This is a genomic window from Curvibacter lanceolatus ATCC 14669, from assembly GCF_000381265.1.
GTDB classification, from domain to species: domain Bacteria; phylum Pseudomonadota; class Gammaproteobacteria; order Burkholderiales; family Burkholderiaceae_C; genus Curvibacter; species Curvibacter lanceolatus.
The window spans coordinates 188,993-215,357 of the sequence record NZ_KB906253.1; the positions used below are offsets into that span (position 1 = coordinate 188,993).

24 protein-coding genes are annotated in these 26,365 nt (G+C 65.4%); 12 read left to right on the forward strand and 12 right to left on the reverse strand.

Translation table 11 applies throughout. The annotated features are described in order from the left end of the window. Nucleotides 1–6 precede the first annotated feature (6 nt). Nucleotides 7–1,110 (reverse strand): porin, encoded by a 1,104-nt coding sequence (locus tag F624_RS0100885; protein ID WP_019572360.1) that lies wholly within the window; start codon nt 1,108–1,110, stop codon nt 7–9. 156 nt (nt 1,111–1,266) lie between these two features. Here F624_RS0100885 and F624_RS0100890 point away from each other — a divergent pair, with 156 nt between their 5' ends. Further along, the gene (locus F624_RS0100890; protein WP_019572361.1) at nt 1,267–2,067 is read left to right on the forward strand and encodes an IclR family transcriptional regulator; all 801 of its coding nucleotides are present in this window, start codon (nt 1,267–1,269) and stop codon (nt 2,065–2,067) included. Between the two features lie 145 nt (nt 2,068–2,212). On the opposite strand, the gene F624_RS0100895 is transcribed toward F624_RS0100890, so the two are convergent. Further along, the gene (locus tag F624_RS0100895) at nt 2,213–2,659 is read right to left on the reverse strand and encodes an antirestriction protein (protein WP_084679359.1); all 447 of its coding nucleotides are present in this window, start codon (nt 2,657–2,659) and stop codon (nt 2,213–2,215) included. An 84-nt stretch (nt 2,660–2,743) separates the two neighbouring features. Between F624_RS0100895 and F624_RS34595 the strand changes: the two genes are divergently transcribed. Further along, a complete protein-coding gene (locus F624_RS34595; protein WP_157443259.1) occupies nt 2,744–3,028 on the forward strand; it encodes a hypothetical protein in 285 nt (94 codons plus the stop codon). A 33-nt stretch (nt 3,029–3,061) separates the two neighbouring features. On the opposite strand, the gene F624_RS0100905 is transcribed toward F624_RS34595, so the two are convergent. Together F624_RS0100905 and F624_RS0100910 are read right to left on the reverse strand one after the other, a co-directional pair. Continuing rightward, nucleotides 3,062–3,928 (reverse strand): hypothetical protein, encoded by an 867-nt coding sequence (locus F624_RS0100905; RefSeq protein WP_157443260.1) that lies wholly within the window; start codon nt 3,926–3,928, stop codon nt 3,062–3,064. Beyond that, complete coding sequence (locus F624_RS0100910) at nt 3,925–4,992, reverse strand: N-formylglutamate amidohydrolase (protein WP_084679360.1); 1,068 nt, start codon at nt 4,990–4,992, stop codon at nt 3,925–3,927. Before F624_RS0100910 ends, F624_RS0100905 begins: the two co-directional genes overlap by 4 nt. Before the next feature lie 145 nt (nt 4,993–5,137). Here F624_RS0100910 and F624_RS0100915 point away from each other — a divergent pair, with 145 nt between their 5' ends. Beyond that, complete coding sequence (locus F624_RS0100915; protein ID WP_019572366.1) at nt 5,138–5,890, forward strand: IclR family transcriptional regulator; 753 nt, start codon at nt 5,138–5,140, stop codon at nt 5,888–5,890. A 21-nt stretch (nt 5,891–5,911) separates the two neighbouring features. Here the strand turns inward: F624_RS0100915 and F624_RS0100920 are convergent, their stop codons facing one another. Further along, nucleotides 5,912–6,613: an enoyl-CoA hydratase/isomerase family protein gene (locus F624_RS0100920; RefSeq protein ID WP_019572367.1), complete on the reverse strand. Its 702-nt coding sequence runs from the start codon at nt 6,611–6,613 to the stop codon at nt 5,912–5,914. Between the two features lie 148 nt (nt 6,614–6,761). Continuing rightward, on the reverse strand, nt 6,762–6,956 hold the full coding sequence (locus F624_RS0100925; RefSeq protein ID WP_019572368.1) for a hypothetical protein: 195 nt from the start codon (nt 6,954–6,956) through the stop codon (nt 6,762–6,764). A gap of 420 nt (nt 6,957–7,376) precedes the next feature. On the opposite strand from F624_RS0100925, the gene F624_RS0100930 reads away from it, so the two are divergent. Next, entirely contained in the window at nt 7,377–8,630 is a 1,254-nt protein-coding gene (locus F624_RS0100930) for a D-alanyl-D-alanine carboxypeptidase family protein (protein WP_019572369.1), read from the forward strand. 135 nt (nt 8,631–8,765) lie between these two features. Here the strand turns inward: F624_RS0100930 and F624_RS33135 are convergent, their stop codons facing one another. From F624_RS33135 to F624_RS0100950, 4 genes are all read right to left on the reverse strand, one after another. Continuing rightward, nucleotides 8,766–11,891 carry a bifunctional diguanylate cyclase/phosphodiesterase gene (locus tag F624_RS33135; RefSeq protein WP_169426511.1) on the reverse strand — a complete coding sequence of 1,042 codons (3,126 nt, stop codon included), beginning with the start codon at nt 11,889–11,891 and terminating at the stop codon, nt 8,766–8,768. A 10-nt stretch (nt 11,892–11,901) separates the two neighbouring features. Then, nucleotides 11,902–12,714, reverse strand: coding sequence for an ABC transporter substrate-binding protein (locus tag F624_RS0100940; RefSeq protein WP_019572371.1), 813 nt, complete (start codon nt 12,712–12,714; stop codon nt 11,902–11,904). A gap of 196 nt (nt 12,715–12,910) precedes the next feature. Beyond that, nucleotides 12,911–16,066, reverse strand: coding sequence for a multidrug efflux RND transporter permease subunit (locus F624_RS0100945; RefSeq protein ID WP_019572372.1), 3,156 nt, complete (start codon nt 16,064–16,066; stop codon nt 12,911–12,913). A gap of 36 nt (nt 16,067–16,102) precedes the next feature. After that, entirely contained in the window at nt 16,103–17,263 is a 1,161-nt protein-coding gene (locus tag F624_RS0100950) for an efflux RND transporter periplasmic adaptor subunit (protein WP_157443261.1), read from the reverse strand. Nucleotides 17,264–17,464: 201 nt separating this feature from the next. Between F624_RS0100950 and F624_RS0100955 the strand changes: the two genes are divergently transcribed. Continuing rightward, nucleotides 17,465–18,037, forward strand: a complete 573-nt coding sequence (locus tag F624_RS0100955) for a TetR/AcrR family transcriptional regulator (protein WP_019572374.1) — start codon at nt 17,465–17,467, stop codon at nt 18,035–18,037. A 185-nt stretch (nt 18,038–18,222) separates the two neighbouring features. On the opposite strand, the gene F624_RS0100960 is transcribed toward F624_RS0100955, so the two are convergent. Beyond that, complete coding sequence (locus tag F624_RS0100960; protein WP_019572375.1) at nt 18,223–18,669, reverse strand: GNAT family N-acetyltransferase; 447 nt, start codon at nt 18,667–18,669, stop codon at nt 18,223–18,225. Between the two features lie 281 nt (nt 18,670–18,950). On the opposite strand from F624_RS0100960, the gene F624_RS0100965 reads away from it, so the two are divergent. From F624_RS0100965 to F624_RS0100995, 7 genes are all read left to right on the forward strand, one after another. Continuing rightward, the gene (locus F624_RS0100965; protein WP_019572376.1) at nt 18,951–19,643 is read left to right on the forward strand and encodes a fumarylacetoacetate hydrolase family protein; all 693 of its coding nucleotides are present in this window, start codon (nt 18,951–18,953) and stop codon (nt 19,641–19,643) included. Nucleotides 19,644–19,658: 15 nt separating this feature from the next. Next, entirely contained in the window at nt 19,659–20,591 is a 933-nt protein-coding gene (locus F624_RS0100970; RefSeq protein ID WP_211224122.1) for a helix-turn-helix transcriptional regulator, read from the forward strand. A 74-nt stretch (nt 20,592–20,665) separates the two neighbouring features. Further along, nucleotides 20,666–21,442: an SDR family oxidoreductase gene (locus F624_RS0100975; RefSeq protein ID WP_019572378.1), complete on the forward strand. Its 777-nt coding sequence runs from the start codon at nt 20,666–20,668 to the stop codon at nt 21,440–21,442. Between the two features lie 59 nt (nt 21,443–21,501). After that, nucleotides 21,502–22,455, forward strand: a complete 954-nt coding sequence (locus tag F624_RS0100980; protein ID WP_019572379.1) for a 2-hydroxyacid dehydrogenase — start codon at nt 21,502–21,504, stop codon at nt 22,453–22,455. A 90-nt stretch (nt 22,456–22,545) separates the two neighbouring features. Beyond that, entirely contained in the window at nt 22,546–23,541 is a 996-nt protein-coding gene (locus F624_RS0100985; protein ID WP_051107294.1) for a Bug family tripartite tricarboxylate transporter substrate binding protein, read from the forward strand. 28 nt (nt 23,542–23,569) lie between these two features. Beyond that, the gene (locus tag F624_RS0100990; RefSeq protein WP_169426513.1) at nt 23,570–24,583 is read left to right on the forward strand and encodes a Bug family tripartite tricarboxylate transporter substrate binding protein; all 1,014 of its coding nucleotides are present in this window, start codon (nt 23,570–23,572) and stop codon (nt 24,581–24,583) included. Between the two features lie 30 nt (nt 24,584–24,613). Then, nucleotides 24,614–25,564: a 2-hydroxyacid dehydrogenase gene (locus F624_RS0100995; RefSeq protein ID WP_019572382.1), complete on the forward strand. Its 951-nt coding sequence runs from the start codon at nt 24,614–24,616 to the stop codon at nt 25,562–25,564. Nucleotides 25,565–25,597: 33 nt separating this feature from the next. Here F624_RS0100995 and F624_RS0101000 read toward each other — a convergent pair whose 3' ends face one another. Further along, entirely contained in the window at nt 25,598–26,335 is a 738-nt protein-coding gene (locus F624_RS0101000) for a FadR/GntR family transcriptional regulator (protein WP_245573528.1), read from the reverse strand. Nucleotides 26,336–26,365 lie beyond the last annotated feature (30 nt).

Here is a 26,365-nt window from a genome sequence, read left to right on the forward strand (position 1 = left end):
CCGCCATCAGAAACGATGCAGCATGCCTACCCCGACACCGGTGGCCTGGCTGTTGGGCAGGTGGCTGTTGCTCACGTCGCGATCGACAAACACATACAGGGTGCTGCGCGCACTCAGGCTGTGGCTGTAGTCGGCCTGGAATTTCTTCAGCTTGCCGGCTGGGTCAGTCTGCACGTCGCGCTGCATCAGGTTGGCCGTGACGCGGTGCACACCAAAGGGCACGGTGGCGCCGATCAGCCACACCTTGACGGCTGAACGGGCACCCGGTGCGGCATTGAACTGTTCCTGGCTCAGCAGGGCGTAGGTCTTGAAGCTCGGGGCCTCGTAGCTGGCCACGACCTGGGCCTTGTTCTTGAAATCGTTGACCAGGAAGCCACCCTTTTTTTCATCCCAGCCGTAGCCCGTGCCCAGGCCCCAGGGGCCATTTTTGTAGTTCAGCGCCACTTGGTATTGCTTGAAATCGTCGGGCGATTTCAGTGCCGGGTTGGTCGTGGGGTTGGTGGCATCGGGCCCGGCCAGGTTGACCCGCGCCACAGCATTGAATCCACTGAAGTCGGGCGTCTTGTAGGTGAGGGCATTGGACACCCGGTTGTTGCCGTTCAGCACCCGGGTGCCGATCGCCACCACCCCGGCGTCATGCACGATCCAGCGCAGATTGCGGGCGGCTTGCGAATAGAGCGGTGAGCCCGTGGGCGTGTCGGAGTCCAGTCGCCCCATGTTCAGCGTGCCCCAGGGCCCGCGCAGGCCCACGTAGGCGTTGCGCATTGGCGGCGACACCAGGCTGCCGTTGGGCGCGTTGATACCGAACTCGATGCCGAACACGGCCTGCTGCCCAGCGCCGAGGTCTTCCACGCCCCGAAAGCCCAGTCGTGAGGTGTTGTCAGACATCTGGGTGCGGCTGGCACCGGCGGTGCCGTAGCCCACGTTTGACTTGGCGCCAGCATGCACGGTTTCCACGCTCAGGTCCATGCGGCCGTACAGGTTCAGGCTGCTGCGGGTAACGGGGCTATTGGGTTCGTCGGCGTCATCGGCAGCACTGGCCGATCCGCAGAGCACCGCCATTGCGGTGGCGCCGGCCAGCGTCAGCAGGCTCACGGGGCTGTTCTTCATGGGTTTCTTTCGTTTCGTTGATTGAAATGACTTGCCGGCGATGTGTATCCTATGATTTAGGGGCATATATAGAAACAGTTGAAACCCGTTAGTGGTAGATTTCGTTTAAGTTTTTCAATCAATGAAACATAAATTCATCAAGATGTCTTCCCGACCATGACCACCGACTACACCGTCTCTGCTGTTGACGAGGCCGTTGCCTTGATGTTGCTGGTAGCGCAGAACCCTGGCCTGGGCGTGAGCCAACTGGCACAACGATCGGGCAACACCAAGGCACGCACCTTCCGTCTTTTGTTCACCCTGGAGCAGCGGCGCCTGGTCACCCGCATGGGCAAGGTCCCCACCTATCACCTGGATGTGCAGGCGTTGTACCTGGGCGTGGCCGCCCAGGAGCAGGTCGATTTGGTGGGACAGACCAGGCCGCTCCTGCTGGCGCTGGGGGGCGAATGCCATGAGAACGTGCAATTGCGGGTGCGTGACGGGCTGGATTCGGTGTGCATTGACCGCTGGCAAAGTGCGCGCGACCAGCCCATCCGCAGCCAGGCTGGCAGCCGCCGCCGCCTGCACGCCGGGGCCTCCTGCAAACTGCTGCTGGCCTATGCGCCAGAGGAGGTGCGGCAGGCCTTGTTTTCGAGTGAGCTGCCACGCTACACCCCGCAGACGCTGACCCACCGCAGCCGGCTGACCCAGGAGATCAGCCGCATCCATGCGGAGGGTTACAGTGTTTCGATGGGTGAAATAACGCCTGGGTTCGGTGCGTTTGCGGCGCCGGTGCGGGGCAAGAGCGGTCAAGTACTGGCTGCCCTGAGCATCACCGGCCCCATGGAGCGCCTTCAGGCCAGCCAGGCGCAGTTGGTGGCCCAGTTGTGCAGCGCAGCGCGTCGCATGTCGCGGGTTCTTGCGGGCGAAGTCGACGTCGAGGCTGTGACAGGCCCTGCAGCAAGCGCAGACAATTGACGGTCGGTGCGAAGGCCCTGCCGCATCAAGGCGGCGTTCGTGTTGCGGCTGCACGCACTTGCCGCGCTGACTCAGTGGCTCTTGGCCGGGGCTCATGAACTCGATCACCGATTTTGCTGACGAGGTCGCGCGTCTGCGTATTGCCTCAGAACAATCCTTGCAGAGCACGTGAAATCTGGCTGGCTGATTGCAAGCGCACAAAGTAGTCACTGAGCTTCTGGGTGTGGCGATGGGCCTGTTCGGAGCCCATTTGATGCAGGTAGGACAACGCCACGCAGGTGACCACGATGCCCGCCACATGGCTGGGCATTTCTTCGTCAAATCCACTCCCATCGATCTTCAGGCGCACCGGACGGGCTGGGTCTCGTCCGGGGAACAGATACAAGCCCTGGTTGCTGAGTCTCACGAACTCCCAGTCATCCCGGTTGCCTTCGACGATGAAGGTCTGGCCCCAGTTGTAGACCAGGCTTTCGAAATGGGTGGCATCGGGAAAGCCGAACAGGTGGGACAGCAAGGTGCTGCGGTGCTGGGTGGGGACAACGTGGACGGCTACGGTGCCGGTACCAGGGAGGGGTTGAGAGGCGGAAGACATGGATAAGTAGTGGGTATGGCTCGGGTGGGCGAGGGCTGTTGAGGGGGCGTTGGCTGGGTTTCAGCGCCAGGTTCATGGGCTTTCATGGCTTCTTCCGTCAGCCAGGATGTCTCGCAAGGTCTGAACTTCGTCTTGCAAGCAACGTTCGGCCTTCTGGCTGAGCTGGCACGCATGCGCGTGGGCATCGCACAGGCGCTGGAAGTCTGGCCGGTCATTGGCGAGCACGTGGTTTGTCTTCAGCAACAGCCTGACCACCTGCAGGTGGGTCAGGGCGAGTGCATTCCAGTCCAGGCGCTCCGTCGCCTGACGCAGGCGGCTGATCAGAGTGGGAAGTTCGTGTTGCAAGGGCATGGGCTTGAAAGAAAATGAAATGGAGTTCGACCTGGCGTCCGGGCGGAGGCATCAAGGGGGCATCTGCCCGGCGGGGTCATGGCGACCCAGGTCGTGCAAGCGTTGGCCCGTCATCTGAAGGTCCGATCTCAACCTTTGCAGCAGCTTCAGCTGGGCCACTCGGGGAGCCAGCGCCTGTTCGCATCGGTCGCACAACCAAGCCCGGCGTTGCATCGTGTTGCGTTGCCGTGCCTCCAGGGTGTGCAGTCGTTGGCGGATCAGACCCGTGTGGCGATCGGTCCAGGCCCTGACCATGCCAACAAAGGCTCCCAGCACACCGCTGGGGTGTGCGTGTCCGGTGCTGCCCAGCACGTTGGCCAGACCGGTTGGGCTCCGCTTCAAGGTGGCCTGGCAGTCTCCGATGTTGAATCCGTAGACCCCTTGATCGTTCAGCTGCAAACCGTAGTGGATCAGGCTGTGGCCATCGACATTCAAAAGCAAGGTGCTTCTGACCCGGCTGCGCAAAGCCACCACGCCGCTGTCCGTACCGAGCACGCAAGGGCCAGTGACTTGTGCGCTGCCGAGGATCAGCTCCTTGAGGCTTTGGTCCAGGGTGTTGCAGGCTTGCAGCAGGCTGTTCAAGGTGTTCAGGTCCGACTCTGTGGATCTGGGCGGGAGGTCCATCCTCCATGACGCGGCGCGTCGGGCCGGAGGGCTTATCTCGATCAATGACCGCTCGAAATGAAGCAAGGCACTTTGCAGGTGTTGCAATGCCACGGCGGTGGCCTGGGTGCGTGTCTGCTCAGCCTTCAGCAGGGCATTGGCCTGGATCAGCAGGGCCATCGCCGGACCCGCCGCAGAGGGCTTGTCGACAGGCTCCTTGAGCTTGGCTTCGACGGGAGGGGCCCCCGATTCGGGGGAGAAGGGTGGCCGGGTCATCGCTCCTGGGCCTCGGTGACCGCCGATCCCCCTGGCAGACACAGGTCTGCCAGGCGTTGCGGATTGGCGGCGAGGCCGTCGAGCATGGACTGCAGCACTCGGGCCAGGTTGTTGAAGCTGGGACCTGGCTGCCTGGTTGTCTCGTCCAGGTACAAGGCCTGATTGATTTCGATTTGCAGGCCATGACGGCCGAGCAGGGGTTGGGCGTGACGGCGTATCAACTCGGCACCCATGTAGTGGCTGTTGACCCAGACCTCGAAACCCTGACTGCGCAGCAGATCAACCACCCAGGCTGTCAAGGCCGGCGCACAGGCCAGGCCATTGAGGTGGCTCACGACAAAGTCCGGTCGGGGCAGATCGGGGTCGTGGTTCATGGCGCTGCCGACGGGCTTCATGGCTTGTGCGCTGATGTGCAGGCAATGGCCAAACCGGCCTTGCACCTGGTTGATCAGGCCTGCCAGGGCCTGGTGGTAGGGCTCGTAGAAATGGGCGATCCGAGTCTCAACATCGGCCACCGTCAACAGGTGGTCGTGGATGGGGATGCCCGGCAGAGCCCATCTGCGGATCAGGCCAACGCCTCGGCTCGAATGAATCGATGGACGCACAGTGCCAGGCCAAGGCGTGCAAAGCAGTTGTGGGTCGATATCGGAGGGCGCTCGATTGGCGTCGATCAAGGCGCGGTGAAACCGGGCTAGCAGCAGCGGCGCGCGCGCCTGGCAGGCGTTGAGCCAGAACTGGTCCACATAGGCGTCGCTCACTGAGCCGAGCACGCTGGCAGCTGCAGCGGTTGCCATTCCGTGGGGCCATTGGGCATGGCTGTGCGGCAGATCGATGACCAGTGGAAGCCCAATGGGTGCCTTGGGTGGAATGACCAGGTAGGCCGGATGGTCGTGCGCTGCCCACCCGCCGTGATCCAGGTCGGCGTAGCGACCCCCTTGCGAGAGCGCGCGGTCAGCAGGTTTGCCTCCGATGGAGGCAGGCTGGGCGCATTTCCCTGGCTCCTGGTTCAGGTAGGTTGGCGCAGCGGCCTCTCTCAATGGCGGGGATCGGTGGTGGGCAGACATTCGGTAAATCGATGTTTTCGATAAAAACGAATGCTAGAGAGGTTGATATTGATTCTCAATACAGATAACATCAGATTTTGCAGAAAAACGCCCGCTGTTTCATTGTATGAATTGATGGTTATGATAAATATAATAGGCTAAGAGCATGACCGACTACACCGTTGCTGCTGTTGACCACGCTTTGGCCCTGCTGCTTTTAGTGGCCCATTCCCCAGGCTTGGGCGTGAGCGAATTGGCTGCGCGCTCAGGCAACACCAAGGCGCGCACCTTTCGGCTGCTTTACACGTTGGAGCAGCGGAGACTGGTGCAGCGGCGCGGTCGGACGGCCGCCTATTGGTTGGATGTTCAGGCGCTTTATCTGGGCATTGCCGCACAGGAGCAAGTGGATCTGGTGCGTTTGGCCCGTCCTTACTTGCTGAATCTTGCGGCCGCTTGCAATGAGAACGTGCAGATCCGTGTGCGTGATGGTCTGGAGTCGGTCTGTGTGGACCGCTGGCAGTGCGTGCACCATGAGCGCATTGCCAGCCGGGCGGGCAGTCGGCGCCGCCTGCACGCGGGCGCATCTTGCAAATTGCTGTTGGCCTATGCCCCTGAGGATGTGCGGCAAGCCTTGATGGCAAGCGAATTGCCGCGCTATACCGAACTCACCATCCACCAACCCAGCCGACTGGCCCTGGAGCTGAAGCGCATCCGGCAGCAAGGGTTGAGCTTGTCATGCGGAGAAATGACCCGTGGCGTTTCTGCCTTTGCAGTGCCCATTTTCGATCGTCAACAGCAGGTGATGGCCGCCCTAAGCATCAGTGGTCCGACGCACCGTTTGCAGGCCCGCCAGGCCGAGCTGATGGCTTCGCTCAACACGGCGGCTGCCACCATCACTGTGGCCATTCAAAGCGCCTGAGGCCAGTCCACGCCGACCCTGTCAGCCTGCCTGCAGTCGCCGCTGGGCAAGGTTTTCCTCGGCCACGGCCTGATCAAATCCAGCCAGGCCGATCTGGTTGAGCACCCGCTTGAACTGGGTGGCCACGTCGGGCCGCAGCGCGGCCAGGCGTTGGGCCGTCTGCAAGCCGTGGGCTTGCAGTGCTGCATCGGGCACCACGCGCCAGATCAGGCCCCAGTCGCGGGCCTCGCGGGCGCTGAACTCATCACCCAAGAGGGTCAGGGCCTTGGCCCGTGCCAGCCCGGCCATGGCCGGCAGCGTGGCGGTCAGGCCGCCGGTCACGAACACGCCGAGCGAGGCCTCTGGCAGCTTGAAGCGTGTGCCCTCGGCGGCCACGACGACATCGGCATTGAGCATCCACTCGAAGCCGGCCCCCACCGTCCACCCATGCACCTCGGCCAGCACGGGTCGGGGATGGCCCACGAGGGCCTGAGACACCGATTGCACCAGCACCAGGTCTTGTTCGGTGGGGGCTGCCGACACGTCACGGCCCGCGCAGAAGGCACGCCCCTCGCCACGCAGGCGAATGGCCCGCACCGCCGTGTTGTCACGCGCAGCCTCCAGTGCCTGCAGCAAGGCCTCGGCCAGTTCGTTGTCGATGGCGTTGAGCTTGCCCGGGCGGTTCAGCGTCAGGGTCAGCACGCCTTGCTCGGTGTGCGTCAGCAGTTTGGGTGAGGCAGTCATGGCAGCAGCAGGGGCAATCAAAGGTTCGCCATGGTGCCAGAGGCTTTGGTGGGAGGGGCCGAGGCGCGGAGAAAGACTGATGCGACGGCGCAGGTGGGTGGATCCGGGCCGGAGGCCAGTTGGGGCGGGCGTTTCAGCGCCTGGGGCTTCAAGCCAACTGGTCCAACCAATAGGCCAGCACGGCCAGCGTGATGCTCAAGGCCATGGCGGTGCCCATCATCCTGATCAAATACGGACCCAAGGCCATGCCTGGCTGGGTCAGGCCGTCAGGCCCTGCGACCCAGGGCCGGGTTTCAAGCTCGATCTCGGAGTCGCTGAAATAGGGTTCTGCGGGCAGTCGCATGCGGATTCATCTGGGCCTTGTTGTGTCGCCAGCCTAATCGCTCGAAGCTGACCAAGGCCTGACTCGCAGTGTTGGGCAGGGCCTGCATGCAACATGGCTGCTAGCGTGTGAACAGCCCTGCCACCTGATCCAGCAGGGTGCCACGCACCAGAGAGCGGTGGGGCTCAGATGTTTCAGTGTGTAAATCCTGCGTTGCCCCCTCCCGTAGCGGGGCGATTCATCGGCCTTGGCGTCAAGCCCCCATGGGGCAGGCCTTGGGGGCCCGATCTGCCGCGGCGCGAGGCCTGTAGCCGCCGTGAATCGGGCTTGGGCAGAGACTTTTCTGCCCGTCTGCGCCCCTTTCAGCCTGATCGACAAGGTCGATGGGGGGACAATCACCTCTGCCGATTCGCGACAATCGGCGAACCGATTGAAAACGCCATGCAAACCAAGACCTTCTCCATCCTCCCTGTCATCTTCGCCATCGCTGCGGGCGCCCTGGTGCCCAGCGCGGCGTCTTTTGCGGCGGGACACCATGCAAGCAAAGCCGCGTCGCCCAAGAAGGCCGTTGCTTCTGCCGCCGCTGCGAACGCCCTGCCGCCTCTGGCGGCGCAGACCACCCTGGCGGGCAGCCCGCCGGCCCTGCCCGCCAAGGCCTGGCTGCTGATGGACTTTGACTCCGGCGAGGTGCTGGCCTCAGCCAATGCTGATGAGCCCTTGCCGCCCGCCTCGCTCACCAAGATGATGACCAGCTACCTGGTCGAGCAGGCGCTGCGCTCCGGCAAGCTCAAGCAGGCCGATCTGGTCTCGGTCAGCCAGAACGCCTGGTGCCGAGGCTCCAGCACCGAGTCGTGCATGTACCTGCCGCTGAACAGCCAGGCCACGGTGATCGACATCCTGCGCGGCATCATCATCCAGTCGGGCAACGACGCCTCGAAGGCGATTGCCGAGCACATGGCCGGCTCTGAAGAGGGCTTTGCCAAGCTGATGAACGCCGAAGCCCAGCGCCTGGGCATGACGCACAGCCATTTCATGAACCCGACGGGCCTGCCCGACCCGAATCACAAGTCGTCCGCGCGTGACCTGGCCATCCTGGCGCGCGCCATCATCCGCGACAGCGCCGACTACTACCCGATCTACGCAGAGCGCGAGTTCAAGTACCACGGCATCAAGCAGGGCAACCGCAATGCGCTGCTGTACACCGACCCCACCGTGGACGGCCTGAAGACAGGCCACACCGAAGAGGCCGGCTACTGCCTGGTCACCTCGTCCAAGCGCAACGGCATGCGCCTGATCACGGTCATCCTCAACACCAGCAGCCCTCAGGCGCGTGCCGACCAGACCCGCGCCATGTTGGGCTGGGGCTTCAGCACCTTCGAGAAGGCCACCCCGTTCCAGCCGGATGCGGTGGTGGGCACCGCCAAGGTCGCCTTTGGCAAGGCTGACACGGTCGCCGCGGGCTTGGCAGCCCCCTGGACCTTGACCGTGCCGCGCGGCCAGCAGGTGCAGACGGCCGTGGAAATCAAGCCTGACCTGGAGGCCCCGGTGGCCAAGGGCGCTGTCATCGGCAAGGTGGTGGCCACCTCGAACGGCAAGCCGGTGGGCGAAGCCCCCCTGGTAGCCCAGGCCGAGGTCGAGCGTGCCGGTCTGATGCTGCGCGCCTGGCAGCACCTGGCCAAATTGTTCGGCAAGTGAGTGCGCTTGGGCCTGAGCGACACGGCCTGACCCGAAGCGGGCGGGCGGTCTGCATGGGCTCAAGCCTGTGCCGCTGAGTCGCCGGGGCAGCCGCTCGGTGGGGGGCTGGTGTGAAGACGCCAGCCCCGTCGTTTTTCAAGCCTCAAGCGCCTCGTCAAGCTCCAGCCGGGCTGCTGTCCAACACGCGTCCGGCCGCCAGGTGGCCAGCCAGCCGGCCACCTGCTCGGCGGGCATGGGGGGCGCAATCGCAAAGCCCTGGCCCCATTCGCAGCCCAGCTCCAGCAGGGCCAGACCGTGGTCCAGCGATTCAACGCCCTCGGCGACCACCTTGCGGCGGAACGCGGTGGCCAGGTCCAGCACGCCTTTCAGGATGGCCAGGTCTTCGGGGTCTTCCAGCATGTTGCGCACAAAGCTCTGGTCGATCTTGATCAGGCTGGCCGGCAAGCGCCGCAGGTAGGTCAGCGAAGCGTAGCCGGTGCCAAAGTCGTCGAGGGCGAAGCCGATGCCGATGTCACGGCACTCGCGCATCAGTCGCGAGACGGTGGCGGTGTCGTCTAGGGCGCTGGTCTCCAAGATCTCCAGCTCCAGGTCGCCCGCTTGCAGCGGGCTGTGGCGGGCCAGGGTGGTGCGCAGGCGTGCCATGAAGTCGGGCTGTTGCAGGTGGGTGGCATCGATGTTGACGCTGATCGGGATGTCCAGGCCCTGGGCCCGCCAGAGCTCGCGTTGCGCCAGGGCTTTGTCCAGCACCCACTCGCCCACGCTGGCCAGCAGGGGATTGCCCTGCAGCGGCTGCAGGAAGGCGCCGGGCAACAGCAGGCCCTGCTGGGGATGGCGCCAGCGCAGCAAGGCCTCCATGCCGCCCAGGGCCCCCGTGCGCAGGTTGACCTTGGGCTGGTAGAACAATTCGAAGGCACCGCTTTGCAGGCCCTCCTGGATGGCGGCCAGTGCCTTGTGCTGGTCTTGCATCAGGCTGTCGTGCTCGGCATCGAAGATCTGGTAGCGGTTGCGCCCGGCCAGTTTGGCCTGGTACATGGCCTGATCGGCCTGGCGCAGCAACTGGTCCGCATCAACCTCGCCGGATTGGGGGTAGAAGGTCACACCCAGGCTGGCCGACACCTCCAGATCAACGCCATCGAGGCGAATCGCTTGCGCGGCGCTGGCCCGCAGGCGTTCCAGCACCGGCAGTGCATCTTCCTTGCGGTTCAGGCCGCCCAGCACGGCCACGAACTCATCGCCTCCCAAGCGGGCCAGTGTGTCGCCCTCGCGCAGCGCGCCCTGCAGTCGCTCGGCCAGGGTCTGCAGCAGCTTGTCGCCTTTGTCGTGGCCGTAGCGGTCGTTCACGGACTTGAAACCGTCGAGGTCGAGAAACACCAGCGCCAGAGGCTGGCATTGAAGTCGGGCCTCGGGCAGGGCAGCGTTGAGCCGCTCTGACAGCAGCACACGGTTGGGCAGGCCGGTGAGGGCGTCGTAATGGGCGATGTGCTCCAGCCGCATCTCGTGTTGCTTCTGGGTCGAGATGTCCGAGAACAGGGCCACATAGCGCAGCACCTGACCTTCGGGGCCCCGCACGGCGTTGATGGTCAGCATCTCGGCAAACACTTCGCCGGACTTGCGTCGGTTCCAGATCTCGCCCGTCCAGCGGCCTTCCTGCTGCAGCGACTCCCACAGCCGGGTGTAGAAGGCGGGCCCCTGATGCCCCGAGTTGAGCAGGCGGGCGTTGCGGCCCAGCACTTCGTCGCGGCGGTAGCCGGTGATGCGCTCGAAGGCTTCGTTCACCTCCACCAGGTCGGCCTCGGGGGTGGTGATCATGATGGCTTCGTTGGCATGGGTGAACACGCTGGCGGCCAGTTGCAGGCGCTCTTCTGCGGCCTTGCGTTCGCTGATGTCGGTGATCAGGCCGGCGTAGTGGCACAACCGGCCTGCGTCGTCCAGCACGGCGTGGATGCGCAGCAGGGCGGTGTAGAGGTGGCCGCACTTGTGGCGGTTGATGATCTCGCCCTGCCAGCGGCCCACGGTGTGCACCTCATGCCACAGCGCAGCGTAAAAGGCCGCGTCGTGCAGGCCTGAGGCCATCAGGCGCGGTGTGTGGCCGATGATCTCGGCCGCGCCGTAGCCCGTGACGCGCTCGAACGACGAGTTGACCGACAGCACCTGCGCCTGGGCGTCGGTGACGATGATGGCGTCCAGGCTGCTCTCGAACACGCTGGCAGCCAGGCGCCGTTGTTCGGCCAGTTCGGCCGTCTTGTGGTCCAGGCGGCGCTGGCGCCAAACCAGGGCTCCGCCCACTCCCAGAAGGGCCATCAGGGCGGGCAAGGCCACGCTCAGCACTTGGCGTGCCTGCCGGGCCCAGGCGGCCAGCACGGCCCGCTCGTGCAAATGCACGGCCAGCACCACTGGGTAGCGACTGGAGGCACGGTACGAGGTCAACACGGCTTGGCTTCCGGGCAGGGTCTGCTGCAGGGTGCCATGTTCGCGCTGACTGAGCAGGCCAGCCACACGGCCTGCAGCCTCGTGGGTGCCGGTGTGCTCGCTCAGGCTGGACGACATCAGCAGCACATCGTCGTAGCGCAGCCATTGCACATGGCCCAGGGGGTCGGGCAAGAGGTGGGTGGCATGGTTCAGGAAGTAGTCGGGGTTCAGGCTGGCCAGCAGCCAGCGGCGTTGTGGGTTGCCGCTCAGGCGCTTGAGTGCCGGCACAAAGCTTGGCGCATCGGGCGCGATGCCCTGGGGTGCCACCAGCCGCTCTGCCGAGTGCAAGTCGCGCCCGATCTGGGGCATGCCGATGCGCAGCACATCGGCCTCGATCGCTGCCGAAGGAAAGTAGCTGGCAAGGTCGACCCACATGCCCAGGTTGGCCGCATCGGTGCTGGCCACGACCCGGCCCTGCTCATCGAGCACGGACAGCGAACGCAGCGAGGGCGAGGGTCGCAGCAGGTCGAGCAGGCGGGGTGTGAGCGGCTCGACCGGCCTGGGGGTGTTCAGGCCGTGGGCACTGAAATCGACAATCTGCAGCGTCTGGGTCAGGTGCTCTTCAAAGTTGCGGGCGTGGATTTCGGCGGTCTGCCTGGCGTTGTCGAGCGCGTCGTTGCGCGACTTCCAAAGAAAGCCGCCGAGCGCGGCCAGCCAGCCGAACAGAAGTATCAGCAACAGGGCCGCCAGCAGCGAGCCCTTGCGAACGGCGCTGGAGACTGGTCGGCCCGACGACCCTGTCAGGGCGGGTGGAGCGTTTGGAACGGGCGGCTCGCCCGGTGTGCGTGACACGGGCGCGGGCCTACCGGGCCACAATGGGCCCCAGCCCATAGCGGCTCGCATTCGTCATCAAGCGACCGTCGCGCTTCATGGCCACCAGGATCTGGTCGACCCGGGCCTGCAAGGCAGCTTCGTCCGGGGCCATGGCCCAGGCGTAGGGGGTGATGTGGTAGGTCTCAGGGGGCGAGATCAGGCGGGCCCAGTCGTTGAAATCGAGCATGCGGCGGCTGAACGGAAAGTCGGTCATGAAGACATCGGCCCGGCCCGATTGCACCTCTTGCTCGCGCGCGGCCGGGGTGTCCACCACGCGCAACTCGGCCGCCTTGAGGCGCTCTTTCATCACGCTTTCATGCAGGGTGCCTTTGGCCACGGCCACCACCGCGCCCGGGCGGTCGATGTCGTCCCAGCGTTGAATGCGGCGGTTGCTTTTGGTGGTGATGGCGTAGATGTCGCTGGCCAGGTGGGGCTGGGTGAAGCGCAGCTTGTTCTGGCGCTGGGGCGTGATGCCGATGGCAAACATGGCGATGTCACAGCGGTCGTTGTGCAAGTCGTCGATCAGCGTCGCGAATGAACTGTCGACAAACTGGGCCTTGGCGCCCAGGGCCGTTGCCACATCGTTGGCATTGTCGATGTCGATGCCCGTCAGTTGCTGGGTCTTGGGGTTGCGAAACGAGATGCCGTAATAGTCGGGCCAGATGCACACGCGCAGGGTGCGGCTGCTGGCAATGCGTTGCAGCCGATCGGGCGGGGCGGCACAGGCCGGTTGGACGAACGAAGGTACGGCGCCAACCCAGGTAAGGACCCAGACCAAGCAGGCCATGTTGCGAAATTTCATGAGAGACCCTGGCAAAGAAAATACGCCAGATTTCCCTGCGGGTTCAGCTTGGTCGGGTGCGCAGCATGCCACCCCGATGCCGACCCATCCAGCAACCCTGAGCTTAGCCACAGGCCCTGCAGGCCGCATTGACTCGCATCAAGATAGCCGCTGAACCCGCCCCCCGCGCGGGCTGTGGATCGTCATGCTCGGGTGTTCATGGGGCGTCCTCGTGGCCTTCATGGGCTGTCATGACGGGCTCCTTGCTGTCGGCTGGGGCGTTGCGCTTGAACAGCGTCTGCACCCAGACAAAGAAGATCGGTGCAAACACCACGCCCAGCAAGGTGGCGCTGAGCATGCCTCCGACCACCCCGGTACCGAGCGAGCGCTGGCTGGCGGCGCCCGCGCCGTGGGCCAATGCCAGCGGCAACACGCCCAGAATGAAGGCCAGCGACGTCATGACAATGGGCCGAAAGCGCAGCCGGGCGGCCAGCCTGGCGGCGTCCACCAGCGTGTGCCCTTGCTCGTGCAAGGCCTTGGCAAACTCGACGATCAGGATGGCGTTCTTGGCGGCCAGTCCGATGATGGTGATCAGGCCCACCTTGAAGTAGACATCGTTGGCCAGGCCCAAAGCGGACACCGCCAACACCGATCCCAAGGCACCCAGCGGCACGATCAGCATCACCGAGGCAGGCAAGGCCCAGCTCTCATACAAGGCGACCAGCAGCAGGAAGACCACCACGATGGCCAGCGCAAACAGAAATGGCGCTTGCTGCCCCGCAAAGCGCTCTTGGTAGGACAGCCCTGTCCACTCATAGCCGATGCCCTTGGGCAGGGTCGACAGGATGCGCTCGATGGCGGCCATGGCCTCGCCGGTGCTGTGCCCTGGGGCGGCGTCGCCCATGATGCGGTAGGCCGGGTAGCCGTTGTAGCGCGAGATCTGCACGGGCCCGGATTCCCACTCTGCCTTCACAAAGGCACTCAGCGGCACCTGTGCGCCGGCACGGCCGGGCACATGCAAGGCCAGGAGGCTCTCGGGGGTCATGCGCTCCTGGGCGTCGGCTTGCACCACCACGCGCTGCAGGCGTCCGGCGTTGGCAAAGTCATTCACCAGCGCCGAGCCGAACGCGGTGGACAGCGTGGTGGCAATGCTCTCGAAGCCAACGCCCAGGGCCTCCGCCTTGGCGCGGTCCACGTCCAGGCGCAGCTGGGGCGCGTCCTGCAGGCCTTCCATCATGGCGTAGGCCAGCACCGGGGAGGCACTGGCTTGCTGCAGCAGCGCGTCGCGGGCCTGGGTCAGTGCGGCACGACCCAGTCCGCCCCGATCTTGCAGGCGCAAGGCAAATCCGCCGGCATTGCCCAGCCCGTCGATCGGTGGCGGCATCACCGCCATGGCGGTGCCGTCCGGCAGCTGTCCAAAGCGTTGATTGAAGGCCGTCACCTCGCTCTCGACGGTCTGGCCTTTGCTGCGCTGCGACCAGTCCTTGAGGCTGGGGAAGCCCAAGGCCGCGTTTTGTCCCATGCCCGAGAAGCTGAAGCCCAGGATGCTGAAGGCCGAGTCCATGCCTTCGCGCGACATCAGGTACTGATCGACCTGCTTCACCAGGGCCTCGGTCCGGGGGTAGGTGGCCCCGGGGGGCAGTTGCACATCGACCATCCAGTAGCCTTGGTCTTCGGCTGGCACAAACGACTCCGGCACCCGCACATACAGCCAGCCCAGCAGACCGAGGGCCAGCAGGTACACGCCCATGGCGCGACCGGTTCGGCGCAGCAAACGGCTGTTGAGCTTTTCGAAGCGACCTGTCAGGCCGGCGAAGGCACGGTTGAACCCGCCAAAGAAGCCACGCTGATCGGTGTGACCTGCTGGTGCTGGCGGTTTGATCAAGGTGGCGCACAAAGCCGGCGTGAGTGTGAGGGCCAGAAATCCCGAGAACAGGATCGACACGGCCAGGGACAGGGAGAACTGGCGATAGATCACCCCCACCGACCCGGACATGAACGCCAGAGGCAGGAACACCGCCACCAGCACCAGGGTGATGCCGACAATGGCGCCGCTCACCTGGGTCATGGCCTTGCGGGTGGCGTCCTGGGGCGACAGGCCTTCTTCGGCCATCAGTCGCTCGACGTTCTCCACCACCACGATGGCGTCGTCCACCAGGATGCCGATGGCCAGCACCAGACCGAACATGGTCATCATGTTGACCGAAAAGCCCAGGCCCCACATCACGGCAAAAGTACCCATCAGGCAGACGGGCACCACGATGGTGGGGATCAAGGTATAGCGCACGTTCTGCAAGAACAGGAACATCACCAGAAACACCAGGACCACTGCTTCCAGCAAGGTCTGGATGACCTTCTGGATGGCCACTTTGACAAACAAGGAGGTGTCGTAGGCGATCGAGTACTCCATGTCTGTTGGCATGTTGGCCGCCAGCTCCTGCAGGCGGGCCTTGACGGCATCGGCCGTCTGGATGGCATTGGCCCCAGGGGCCAGCTGGACGGCCACGGCCACCGCCTTCTTGCCGTTTTGCCGGCTCTCGGAGCTGTAGTCCTGGCGCCCGATCTCCAGCCTGGCGACATCCGACAGCCTGACCGCGGAGCCGTCCCGGTTGGCCCGCAGCACAATGCGGCCGAACTCCTCGGGCGATTCCAGCATGCCCTTGACGGCCAGCGTGGCGCTCAGTTCCTGCTCCACCGTGCCGGGCCGGCTGCCGAAGCTGCCGGCCGGCACCTGCACGTTCTGAGCCGCAATGGCGTTGTTCACATCGGCGACTGAGAGGCCATAGCCCAGCAGCTTCTGTGGCGACACCCAGACCCGCATGGCCGCTTCGGACCCGAACAACTGCAGCTTGCCCACGCCTGGAATGCGTCGAATCTCGTTGTTCAGGGTGCGTGCCGCGTAGTCTGCCAGCGCGACCACGTCTTGGCCTTCGTCATCGCCCTTGAAGTTGAGGGCGTAGATGAGCAGGAAGCTGGCGTTGGCCTGCTCGACTTGCAGGCCCTGGCGCGTCACGGCCGTGGGCAGGCGGGCCTCGGCCTTTTTCAGGCGGTTCTGCACGTCCACCTGGGCCAGCGCCGGATCCGTGCCGGGCTTGAAGGTGGCGGTGATTTCCGCCGAGCTGTTGGAGCTGGACGAGTCGAAGTACAACAGCCCACGCGCTCCGTTGATTTCCTCTTCCAGGATGCTGGTGACTGAGCTGACCACGGTGCTGGCCGAGGCACCAGGGTAGGTGGCCGTCACGGTGATCTGGGGCGGTGCCACCACCGGGAACTGCGAGACCGGTAGCGAAGGGATCGCCAGCAGGCCCGCCAGGGTGATGAAAATGGCGACGACCCAGGCCAGGTTGGGGCGGCCAATGAAAAATGCAGACATCTCAGGGGTTCTCAGGTTCGGACAAGGGTCGGTGGCTCAACGCTGGGCGGCTGGCCCTGCTGTGGGAGCCGAAGAGGGTTTGACGCTGACCAGGTCGCCTGGGCGGACTTGCTGCCCCCCCACGATCACCCGCTCGCCGGAGCGCAACCCCTGGGCGATGTGCCAGTTCGCGCCATACATGGCGCCTGTCTGCACGGCGCGGGCCTCCACCTTGTCATCGGCCCCGACCACCTGGACCTGGGAGGGCCCCTCGGCAACAGGCTTGACAGCGCGCTGCGGCAGCAAGACAGCCTGGGTGTCCTGGCGCTGGGTCATCAGCACCCGCACATACATGCCCGGCATCAGCAGGCCCTCCGCATTGTTGAATTCACCGCGCAAGGAGACCTGGCTGGTGCTGGGGTCGACGGTGATGTCCGAGAACAGCAGGCGGCCCTCATGAACCCGGTTTGAGCCTTCCAGCCTGATCTGCAGCTTTGGCAACAGCGTGTGGCCTTTGGGCAGGCTGGCTTGGGCTTCGCGCAGTCGCACCACTTCGGCTGCGGGCTGCACAAAGTCGACATAGATCGGGCTCCATTGCTGGATGTTGGCCAGCGCGGTGGCTTCGCCCTGCCCTACCAGGGCGCCTTGTGTGACCAGGGCCCGACCGATCCGCCCCGCGATCGGGGCCTTGACCTCGCAGTGCGCCAGATTGATCTGGGCCGACTCGACATCCGCCTTGGCGGCCAGGCGATTGGCCGCCTGGGTCTTGACGGCGGTTGCAGCGGCATCGAATTCCTGTTGGCTGATGGCATTGGCCTTGACCAGGGGCTGGTATCTGCGCAGCACGGCCTCGGCCTCGGCCAGGGCGGCTTCGACCTTGGCCAGCTCGGCTTCCGCCCGGTTCAGGGCGACACGGAACGGTGCGGGGTCGATGCTGAACAGCAACTGGCCGGGTCTGACATCAGACCCCTCCTGGAAATGACGCGCCAGCACAATCCCCGCCACCCGGGCGCGCACCTCGGCCACCCGGGTCGAGACCAGGCGCCCGGGCAAGTCCTGCACCAGAGGCAGGGTCTGCAGCTCGACTTTCACGACCTCGACAGTGGGCCGCTGGGGCTCGGCCTGCGTGACCGACCCGCCAGGTTGGCAGGCGACCAGCAGCGTGCTGATGGCGGTTGCGAAAACCGAGGCAGCGGTTCGTTCTGAATAGCGGAGCATGGACTTGTTCATCAGAGAGGGGGCTCTGGATGCCGGATGAGAAGAAGATGTAAAAAGATTCAAATGAATCAAAAAAGATTCATTCTAGGCGAGTCAGACTCTTTTGCCGCACAGGTCGCCGAAATTAGAATGGGCGCATAACAAGTGCATCTCCCCTCGCGCCCAGGCTTTGGAGCGCAGGCACGAAAGCATTCCCTACTGATGACCAGCACCCCTTTGAATGCCGAAGACGAGCGTGTTCTCGCCGCTCTTGCCCTTGCCTTGGTCGACAAGCCACGAGCGACCTTGCAGGAGCTTGCACAAGCCATTGGCATCAGCAAGGCAACGCTCTACCGATTCAGCAGAACCCGCGAAGAACTGGTCGATCGGCTGATGGCCCACGGTGCCCATCTGATGAATCGGTCCTTGGAGGAGGCAGAGCTCGACAAGGCGCCCACGGTGGATGCCTTGCGACGCTTCATCGAGGGCCAATTGCGTCACAGCGAGCTGGCGGCCTTCATGATTTACTACTGGAAACCAGACACCTTGCAGGACGCCCGAGCTGCAGCGACCTGGACGGATTACTTCTCGGTGCTCGACGAGTTCTTCGTGCGGGGCCAGCGTGAGGGCATTTTTCGCATCGAGATCGGCGCCGCCGTGCTCAGTGAAAGCCTGATCTCCTTGCTCTCCGGCCTGATGGATGCCGAGCGGCGAGGGCGCATTGCGCGGGCCAGCCTGCCGGGCATGATCGAGACCTTGTTTCTGGCCGGCGCCCAGAGTCCCGCAGGCCGTTGAGCCCCGTGGCGGGCGAGCACGGTGGTGCGTGCCGGGCCTGTTTTTTCGCGTGATGACCCCTTCGATAGCCTCGTGCAGGGGGCCCCAACCTGGATCAGGTGCCGCGCCGCTCTGGATCTGCTTGAGTTTTCATTCGGAAGCTCTGATCGGGCCCCTCGGCAGCACGGGCCTCAGGCCTGGGGCCATCAGCCCGGCGGTTTGGCGATGAAGGCCTGCTTGCCATGGGGGTCAAAGCCGGCGGATTCATAGAACCGGAGCGTGGCCGGGTCTTTGCGCCCCGTGAGCAGCATGACCTTGTAGCAGCCCATGGACCAGGCCTGGTCCAGCGCGTGCCTGAGCACGGCTTTTCCGTACCCGTGCTGGCGGTGCTCGGCGTGGGTCACCACGTTCTCGATCACCCCATAGGGCCTGCATCCCCGCGTGAGGTTTGGAATCACCGTGAGGTTGCAGCTGGCCACCAACTGCCCGCCCACATAGGCGCCGAAGTACGGGTAACGCGGGTTGGCCAGCAGTTCCTGCCACACGGCCTGCACCTTCGCTGGTTCGGGCAGTGGGTCGTCGGTGCTGTGAAGGTGGGCGTACAAAGCCAGCAGCTCATTCAATTCGGATGGGGTGATCGACCGGATTTCCATGACGGAGGGACTCCCTGGATGTGATCCCCAAGGATACGCATGGGCGCACGCACTGTTGAACACCAGCGTGGAAGGGGTACGCCGGGCTGTGGCATGGGCGACAAGCGCCCATCTCATCGCCGATCGTTTTTGAGCATAATGACAGCGTTGTCATTTTTCAATTCAATCGAGAACACCGGTGTTTTTTCCAATTTATGCAGTGTTGGGTCCAAGAACGCCTCTGAAATGACAACGACACTCATTGCCAAGCCGTCGCCATGAACGGCCCTATTGGAGACGACATGACTTCCCTGGTGTTTGCCCCCCCGGCACCGCCCAGCCTGCCCGTGCTGGGGCGCGAGGCGCGGTTTCCGCTGCGCCGGGTGTACTGCATCGGCCGCAACTACCCCTGGCCGGGCGATGGCGGGGCGGTGCCTGAGGAGCCGTTCTATTTCATGAAGCCCGCTGATGCGGTGTGTCTGGCCGAGGGCAGCCTTCCGTACCCACCCCTCACGGCCGACTTCTGCCATGAGATCGAGTGGGTGGTGGCCATCGGGCGCCATGGCTTTGAGATTGCCCCCGACGAGGCCTTGAGCCATGTGTGGGGCTACGGCGTGGGCCTGGACCTGACGCGGCGCGATCTGCAGCAGGCCGCGAAGGCGGTCGGCCGGCCCTGGGAGGGCAGCAAGGCCTTTGATGCCTGCGCCACCTGCACCCCCTTGCGGCCCGTGTCGGAAGTGGGGCACCTGCGCCAGGGCGCGATCTGGCTGCGTGTGAACGGCGTGATGCGCCAGCAGGCCGATCTGGTCGATCTGCTGCACCCGGTGGACCGCTTGATCAGCGCCTTGTCCCGGTCGGTGCCCTTGCATCCGGGTGATCTGATCTACACCGGCACGCCGGCCGGCGTGGGGCCCTTGCTGCCGGGCGACCGGGTGAGCGGAGGCATCGACGGGGTGGGGCGGTTCGAGCTTCTGGTGGCCTCGCCCAAGGCCTGAAAGATCCGCTGAGCCATGCCCCGCCGCACCCGATCTGATTCCGCACCACCGGTGCCCACTTTTGGTATGGCCCAGCGCAGTGCGCAGCTGGATTTCGACATCCGCGACAAGGCTGATGGCCCCACAGCGGCGGGCCCGCACCGGCATGAGTACTTTCAGATCCAGATCAACCTGGGGCCTGAGACCTGCCACCACCTGGGGGCCGTGGTGCGGCGCTTGCCCGCCAGGGCACTGGCCTTTGTGTTGCCGCACCGCTTGCACTGGATTCCCCAGCCGGCTCAGGGGCATTTTGTGCTGGTCAATTTCAGCCAGGAGTTTTTGCTGCCGCACCTGAGCTGCGACCCGCTGGACCTGGAGGACATCGCGCTGGCCGATGCGCTGGAACTGGCGCCATTCCGATTTCAGGAGCATCTGGATTTTGTGCTGAGCGATGAGGCCGGCTTTGCCGCCCTGATGCAGCTGGTGGCGCAGATGCGCACCCTCGCCGGCCAGCGTGAGTTCGGGGGGGCGTTGCAGCTGCGCGGCTGCCTGCTGCAATTGATCGGCCTGGTGTGCAACCGTTACCAGCAGCCTCTGCAGCACTTGGGCAGCAGCCAGGTGCAGCGCCTGGGCCGGCGCGATGCGCTGGGCCGGGTGCAGAAATACATCCGCGCCCATCTGAGCGAGCCCGGGCTCAACCTGAAGAGCGCTGCAGCGGCCGCGTTTTTGTCGCCCAACTACCTCACCCACCTGCTGCGCAAGGAAACCGGCCTGAGCTTCACCGACCTGGTGCTGGAGCGGCGCATGCGCCTGGCTTGCACCCAGTTGCTGCAGGGTGACAAGGCCATCAGCCACATCGCCTGGGCCTGCGGCTTTGCCGATGAGGCCTATTTTTCGCGCTGCTTTCGCAAGGCGCAGGGCGTGTCGCCCTCGCAGTTCCGTAAATCACGCACGGCCAAGCCGCCTTGACGGCGACCCGCCCCCCCATCCGCATCGCCAAACTCGTCCCCAGTTTCCCCACCTTTTACCGCACAAGGATTTTCATGAGCAACGACAGCACAGCAACTTCTCCCCAACGCGTGGCCGTGGTCACCGGCGCCGGCAGCGGCATCGGTCGGGCGGTGGCCCTGGCACTGCTGCAGGACGGCTTCAGCGTGGTGTTGGCTGGGCGCCGCCCCGAGCTCCTGAACGCTTTGGCCGAGGCGGCCCAGGCGGCCGGCCAGACCGCCCTGGCGGTGCCCACCGATGTGCGCGATCCGGCCAGCGTGGCCGCCTTGTTCGAGCAGGTTGAAACCCGCTTCGGTCGTGTGGATGTGGTGTTCAACAACGCCGGCATCAACGCCCCTGCCGTGCCCATGGACGAGCTGCCCCTGGAGCGCTGGAAAGACGTGATCGACACCAACGTGACCGGGGTGTTCTTGTGCGCCCGCGCCGCCTTCGGCCTGATGCGCCGGCAAAGCCCGCAGGGCGGCCGCATCATCAACAACGGCTCGATCTCGGCGCACACGCCGCGCCCCTTCACCAGCCCCTACACCGCCAGCAAGCATGCGGTGCTGGGCCTCACCAAGAGCATTGCGCTCGATGGGCGCGAGTTCAACATCGTGTGCAGCCAGATCGACATCGGCAATGCGCTCACCGAGTTGTCCGAGCGCATGACCCGCGGCGTGCGCCAGGCCAACGGCAGCATTGCGGCCGAACCCATGGTGGACGTGCAGCACGTGGCCGATGCCGTGCGCTACGTGGCCGCGCTGCCCCTGTCGGCCAACGTGCTCAACATGACCGTGATGGCCAGCCAGATGCCTTTTGTGGGCCGCGGCTGAACCTGCCCCACTCCCAACGCCGCACGCTCCAGCCCCTCCCAGCCCCGAAAGCCCGCCTCATGAAACCCCATGTGCTGCAACTCAGCCCCATCCTGATCCCCTCGGTCAACGAGCGCCTCAACGCGCTCTACCAGGTGCATCGCTTCTACGAACAGGCCGACCCCGAGGCCTTTCTGGCCGAGCAGGGCGCGCACATCCGCGGCGTGGTCAGCGGCGGGCACACCGGCATCCGCAATGAGCTGATGGCGCGGCTGCCCGCGCTGCAGGTGGTGGCCATCAACGGCGTGGGCACCGATGCGGTCGACCTGGCCTATGCGCGCAGCCGGGGCATCCACGTGACGGCCACGCTGGGCGCGCTGACCGAAGACGTGGCCGACCTGGCCATCGGCCTGTTGATTGCCACCTGCCGCGGCATCTGCGCGGGCGACTGCTTTGTGCGTGAAGGCCAGTGGCCGTTGCACCCCCAGCCCAGCGCCATTCCCCTGGCGCGCCGCTTCAGCGGCATGCGCGTGGGCATTGTGGGCATGGGCCGCGTGGGCCGCGCCGTGGCCACCCGTGCTGCCGCCTTTGGCTGCCCGCTGGCCTACACCGATCTGCGCGCCATGCCCGATGTGCCGCACGACTTTGTGGCCGATCTGCGTGAGCTGGCCCGGCGCAGCGATGCCTTGATCTTGTGCGCGGCTGCCGATCAGGCCCAGGGCATTGTCAATGCCGAGGTGCTGCAGGCCCTGGGCCCCGGGGGCTACCTGATCAACATCGCGCGCGGCAAGCTGGTCAACGAGCACGACCTGGTGGCCGCTTTGCAGGCCGGGCGCATCGCGGGCGCGGGGCTCGATGTGTTTGTCGACGAACCCCATGTGCCGCCAGCGCTGCTGGCGATGCCCAACACCACCTTGCAGGCCCACCGTGCCAGTGCCACCTGGGAGACCCGCACCGCCATGGGCGAGATGGTGCTGGCCAGCCTGGCCCAGGCCCTGGCCGGCCAGCGGCCCGACAACAGCCTGAGCACCTGAGACGTAAATCACGCCAGCCCAGCAAGCCATTCCTTGCCCGCACAGACCGCCAGCGAAGCGGCCGCGGCATTTCATGACGGAGACAAAGACATGCGTACTGTTCGATTGCACCCACGCCGGGCCGCCTTGCGGGGCCTGGCCCTGGCCCCAGCCCTGCTGACCTTGCCCGGGCTGACCTGGGCCCAGGCCCCGGCCTACCCCAGCCGCCCCGTCACCCTGGTGGTGGGCTCCAGCCCGGGCAGCACCAGCGACGGCCTGGCCCGAGCCATCGGCACCGAGTGGGCACGGCTGACCGGCCAGCCTGTGGTGGTCGACAACAAGGCAGGCGCGTTCGGTGGCATTGCGGCCCAGGCCGTGGCCCGGGCTGCGCCCGACGGCTATACCCTCTTCATCACCACCAACACCACCCAGGCCGCCAACCCGCACCTGTTCAAAAAGCTGCCCTACGACCCCTTGCGCGACTTCGCGCCGGTGGCGCAACTGATCCAGGGCAACATGCTGATGGTGGTGAACCCTTCGGTGAAGGCCAGCACGGTGAGCGAATTCATCGCGCTGGCGCGCAAGTCGCCCGGGCAGCTCAACTACGGCTCGGGCAGTTCATCGGCACGCATTGCGGTGGAGCAGTTCCAGGCCATGACCGGGGTGCGCCTCAACCATGTGCCCTACAAGGCCAACCCGCTGGCCGTGATGGACCTGGTGGCCGGACAGGTCGACATGATGATTGTCGACCTCACCACCAGCCTGCCCCAGGTCAAGGCCGGCAAGCTGCGGGCGCTGGGGGTGAGCAGCCCCAGCCGATCGCGCCTGGTGCCCGAGGTGCCCACCTTGGCCGAATCGGGCCTGCCGGGTTATGAGGCCCACCACTGGAACGCGCTGTACGCCCCGGCCAAGACGCCGCAGCCGGTGATCGCCCGCATCAATGAGCTGCTGCGCCAGGCCATGGCCGCCCCGGCCGTGCGCCAGTTTGTCGAGCAGACCGGCAACGAGGTGGCCATTGGCTCGGCCGGCGATCTGGCCCGCTTTCAACAGGCCGAGTACGAGGCCTGGGGCCGGGTGATCAAACAGGCCGGCATTGAACCCGAATGAACCCCCAAGAAAACCCATGGAGACACGCATGACAACACCCCGCCACCCGACTTCCCGCCGCCTGATCACGCTGGGCCTGGCCGCGTTCGGCTTCATGGCCTTGAGCCCATTGATACCGGCCCAGGCACAGGCGCAGGCTGGCGACTACCCCAACCGCCCGGTGACCCTGGTGGTGCCGTTTCCGCCCGGCGGCGGCACCGACACCAGCGCACGCCTGATCGCCACCCGCCTGAGCCAGAAATGGGGCAAGTCGGTCATCGTCGACAACAAGGGCGGCGCCGCCGGCATGATCGGGGCCGACTTCGTGGCCAAGGCCAAGGGCGATGGCTACACCTTGTTGTTTGGCAACATCGGTACCCAGGCCATCAACCCCTCGCTGTACAAATCGATGCCCTATGCGCCTGACACGGCCTTTGTGCCGGTGTCGCTGGTGGCCGAGCTGCCCCTGGTGATGATGGTCAATGCCCAGGTACCGGCCAAGACGGTGGAAGAGTTCATCGCCCTGGCCAAGGCCAAACCCGACGCCATGAGCTACAGCACCTCGGGTGCCGGCAGCTCGATGCACCTGGCGGCCGAGATGTTCAAGAGCGGCTCGGGCACGGCGGTGCAACACGTGCCCTACCGGGGCGGTGGCCCGGCCGTGGGCGATCTGCTGGCGGGGCATGTGCAGCTGTGCTTTGCCACCGTGCTCGAATCGAGCGGGCACCTGAAAAGCGGCAAGGTGCGCGCCCTGGCCATCACCGGCAAGACCCGGGTGCCGGCGCTGCCCCAGGTGCCCACCCTGGCCGAAGGCGCCATCCCCGGCTTTGATTCCATCTCATGGGTCGGGCTTTTGGCGCCGGCGGGTACCCCGCGCGAGATCACCGATAAGATTTCGGCCGACATCCGCCAGGTGCTGGCGCTGGACGAGGTCAAGGCTCGTCTGGCCGAGCTGGGCGCCTTGCCCGTGGGCAGCACGCCCGATGCCTTTGCCAAGCTGATTGCCAGTGACCGCAAGCGCTACGCGCAGATCATTGCCGACAAGAACATCCATGTTGACTGAACACGCTCCTGAAAGGCCTGAGCTTCTCCCATGACCACCACGACTGAACCCCGCCTGCTCCAGATCGGCCGCCAGATGCCTCAGCTGGAGGCCGCACTCGAGGCCCGCTACGCGGTGCACCACCTGGCCGATGAGGCCGACCCCGCTGCCTTTCTGAAGGCGCAGGGCCACAGCTTCACCGGCCTGGTCACCTCGGCCGCCATCGGCGTTGACAAATCGGTCATCGAGGCCCTGCCTCATCTGAAGGTGATCTCCAGCTTTGGCGTGGGTCTGGACAAGATCGACGTGGCCGCAGCCACTGCACAGGGTGTGCAGGTGGGCTACACCCCCGAGGTGCTGACCGACTGCGTGGCCGACCTCGCCTTTGGCCTGTTGATCGACGCGGCCCGCCAGATCGCGGCCGGCGACCGTTTTGTGCGCCGTGGGGCCTGGGAGTCGGGCAAGTACCCCATGACCACCCGCGTCAGCGGCAAGAAGCTGGGTATCTTTGGCATGGGGCGCATCGGCAGCACCATCGCCCGGCGCTCCAGCGGCTTTGACATGAGCGTGCGCTACACCAACCGCCATCCGGTGCCGGGCTCGGCCCACACCTTCGAGCCCAGCCTGATCGAGCTGGCACGCTGGAGCGATTTCCTGGTGATTGCCGCGGCAGGAGGTGCGGCCACCCTCCACCTGGTCAACCAGGCCGTGCTGCAGGCGCTGGGGCCCAAGGGCTTTCTGATCAATGTGGCGCGCGGCAGCGTGATCGATGAGGCCGCACTGGTGCAGGCCCTGGCCGACGGCACGATTGCCGGCGCCGGCCTCGATGTGTTCGAGGACGAACCCCGTGTGCCAGCGGCCTTGCGCCAGATGGATCAGGTGGTGCTGCTGCCCCATGTGGCCAGTGGCACCCACGAAACCCGACAGGCCATGGCCGACCGGGTGATCGAGAACCTGGAAGCCTTCTTTGCCGGCCGGCCGTTGGTGTCGCAGGCCAACTGAGCTGGCCCCGGGCGGGCGGCACGGTGCGCCGCCTCAACCTGCTTTGCTGCGCGCTTCGAGCGCGCGGTGGCGCTCTCGGCTCTTGGCAATGTGCAGGCGCATGGCGGCGCGTGCTGCCTCGGGCTGCTGGTGCAGGATGGCCGAGTAGATCTCTTCGTGCTCGTCGGCCACGTGGTCCAGGTAGTTGCGCCGGCCTTCTTCCACCGGGTCTTGCGTGGTCTGCCAGCAGCGCGGCAGGCTGCCGGGGCTGAGGGTGCCCATCATCGCGATGTAGTGCGGGCTTTGCGAGGCACGGGCAATCTCGCAGTGAAAGCGGAAATCGGCACCCACCGGGTCGAGGTTGGTCAGCCAGGCCTGCGTCACCGCGTCCAGTGACTGGCGCAGTTGCTGCAGATGGGCCTCGGTGCGGCGCTGGGCCGCCATGGCTGCCGCCTCGGGCTCCAGGCCCATGCGCAGCTCCAGCACGGCCAGCAGGTCGGGCAGGGTGTGCATGCTGGCCGGGTCGATCGAAAAGGGGCGGGCATTGTTCAACGTGGCCACAAAGGTGCCCAGGCCCTGGTGCGCATAGATCAGGCCCCGCGCCTTGAGGCTGGTCAGGGCATCGCGCACCACCGTGCGGCTGACCCCGAACTGCACCATCAGATCGGCTTCGGCCGGCAGCTTGTCGCCCGCGCGCAGCTGGCCCGCCTGGATGCGGGCGGCCAACTGTTCAACCAGTTCCAGCGCTCGGGCTGGGGCTTTGCGGGGGGGCTGCTGGCGGGGAGAGGTCAAGGTCAAGCTCGGGCCGGGGTTGGGGTCAAG

What these genes read in the sequence shown, in the direction of transcription:
- F624_RS0100885 (WP_019572360.1), bottom strand. Translation starts at nt 1,110, where the DNA reads ATGAAGAACAGCCCCGTGAGCCTGCTGACGCTGGCCGGCGCCACCGCA.
- F624_RS0100890 (WP_019572361.1), top strand. Translation starts at nt 1,267, where the DNA reads ATGACCACCGACTACACCGTCTCTGCTGTTGACGAGGCCGTTGCCTTG.
- F624_RS0100895 (WP_084679359.1), bottom strand. Translation starts at nt 2,659, where the DNA reads ATGTCTTCCGCCTCTCAACCCCTCCCTGGTACCGGCACCGTAGCCGTC.
- F624_RS34595 (WP_157443259.1), top strand. Translation starts at nt 2,744, where the DNA reads ATGGCTTCTTCCGTCAGCCAGGATGTCTCGCAAGGTCTGAACTTCGTC.
- F624_RS0100905 (WP_157443260.1), bottom strand. Translation starts at nt 3,928, where the DNA reads ATGACCCGGCCACCCTTCTCCCCCGAATCGGGGGCCCCTCCCGTCGAA.
- F624_RS0100910 (WP_084679360.1), bottom strand. Translation starts at nt 4,992, where the DNA reads ATGTCTGCCCACCACCGATCCCCGCCATTGAGAGAGGCCGCTGCGCCA.
- F624_RS0100915 (WP_019572366.1), top strand. Translation starts at nt 5,138, where the DNA reads ATGACCGACTACACCGTTGCTGCTGTTGACCACGCTTTGGCCCTGCTG.
- F624_RS0100920 (WP_019572367.1), bottom strand. Translation starts at nt 6,613, where the DNA reads ATGACTGCCTCACCCAAACTGCTGACGCACACCGAGCAAGGCGTGCTG.
- F624_RS0100925 (WP_019572368.1), bottom strand. Translation starts at nt 6,956, where the DNA reads ATGCGACTGCCCGCAGAACCCTATTTCAGCGACTCCGAGATCGAGCTT.
- F624_RS0100930 (WP_019572369.1), top strand. Translation starts at nt 7,377, where the DNA reads ATGCAAACCAAGACCTTCTCCATCCTCCCTGTCATCTTCGCCATCGCT.
- F624_RS0100940 (WP_019572371.1), bottom strand. Translation starts at nt 12,714, where the DNA reads ATGAAATTTCGCAACATGGCCTGCTTGGTCTGGGTCCTTACCTGGGTT.
- F624_RS0100945 (WP_019572372.1), bottom strand. Translation starts at nt 16,066, where the DNA reads ATGTCTGCATTTTTCATTGGCCGCCCCAACCTGGCCTGGGTCGTCGCC.
- F624_RS0100950 (WP_157443261.1), bottom strand. Translation starts at nt 17,263, where the DNA reads ATGCTCCGCTATTCAGAACGAACCGCTGCCTCGGTTTTCGCAACCGCC.
- F624_RS0100955 (WP_019572374.1), top strand. Translation starts at nt 17,465, where the DNA reads ATGACCAGCACCCCTTTGAATGCCGAAGACGAGCGTGTTCTCGCCGCT.
- F624_RS0100960 (WP_019572375.1), bottom strand. Translation starts at nt 18,669, where the DNA reads ATGGAAATCCGGTCGATCACCCCATCCGAATTGAATGAGCTGCTGGCT.
- F624_RS0100965 (WP_019572376.1), top strand. Translation starts at nt 18,951, where the DNA reads ATGACTTCCCTGGTGTTTGCCCCCCCGGCACCGCCCAGCCTGCCCGTG.
- F624_RS0100970 (WP_211224122.1), top strand. Translation starts at nt 19,659, where the DNA reads ATGCCCCGCCGCACCCGATCTGATTCCGCACCACCGGTGCCCACTTTT.
- F624_RS0100975 (WP_019572378.1), top strand. Translation starts at nt 20,666, where the DNA reads ATGAGCAACGACAGCACAGCAACTTCTCCCCAACGCGTGGCCGTGGTC.
- F624_RS0100980 (WP_019572379.1), top strand. Translation starts at nt 21,502, where the DNA reads ATGAAACCCCATGTGCTGCAACTCAGCCCCATCCTGATCCCCTCGGTC.
- F624_RS0100985 (WP_051107294.1), top strand. Translation starts at nt 22,546, where the DNA reads ATGCGTACTGTTCGATTGCACCCACGCCGGGCCGCCTTGCGGGGCCTG.
- F624_RS0100990 (WP_169426513.1), top strand. Translation starts at nt 23,570, where the DNA reads ATGACAACACCCCGCCACCCGACTTCCCGCCGCCTGATCACGCTGGGC.
- F624_RS0100995 (WP_019572382.1), top strand. Translation starts at nt 24,614, where the DNA reads ATGACCACCACGACTGAACCCCGCCTGCTCCAGATCGGCCGCCAGATG.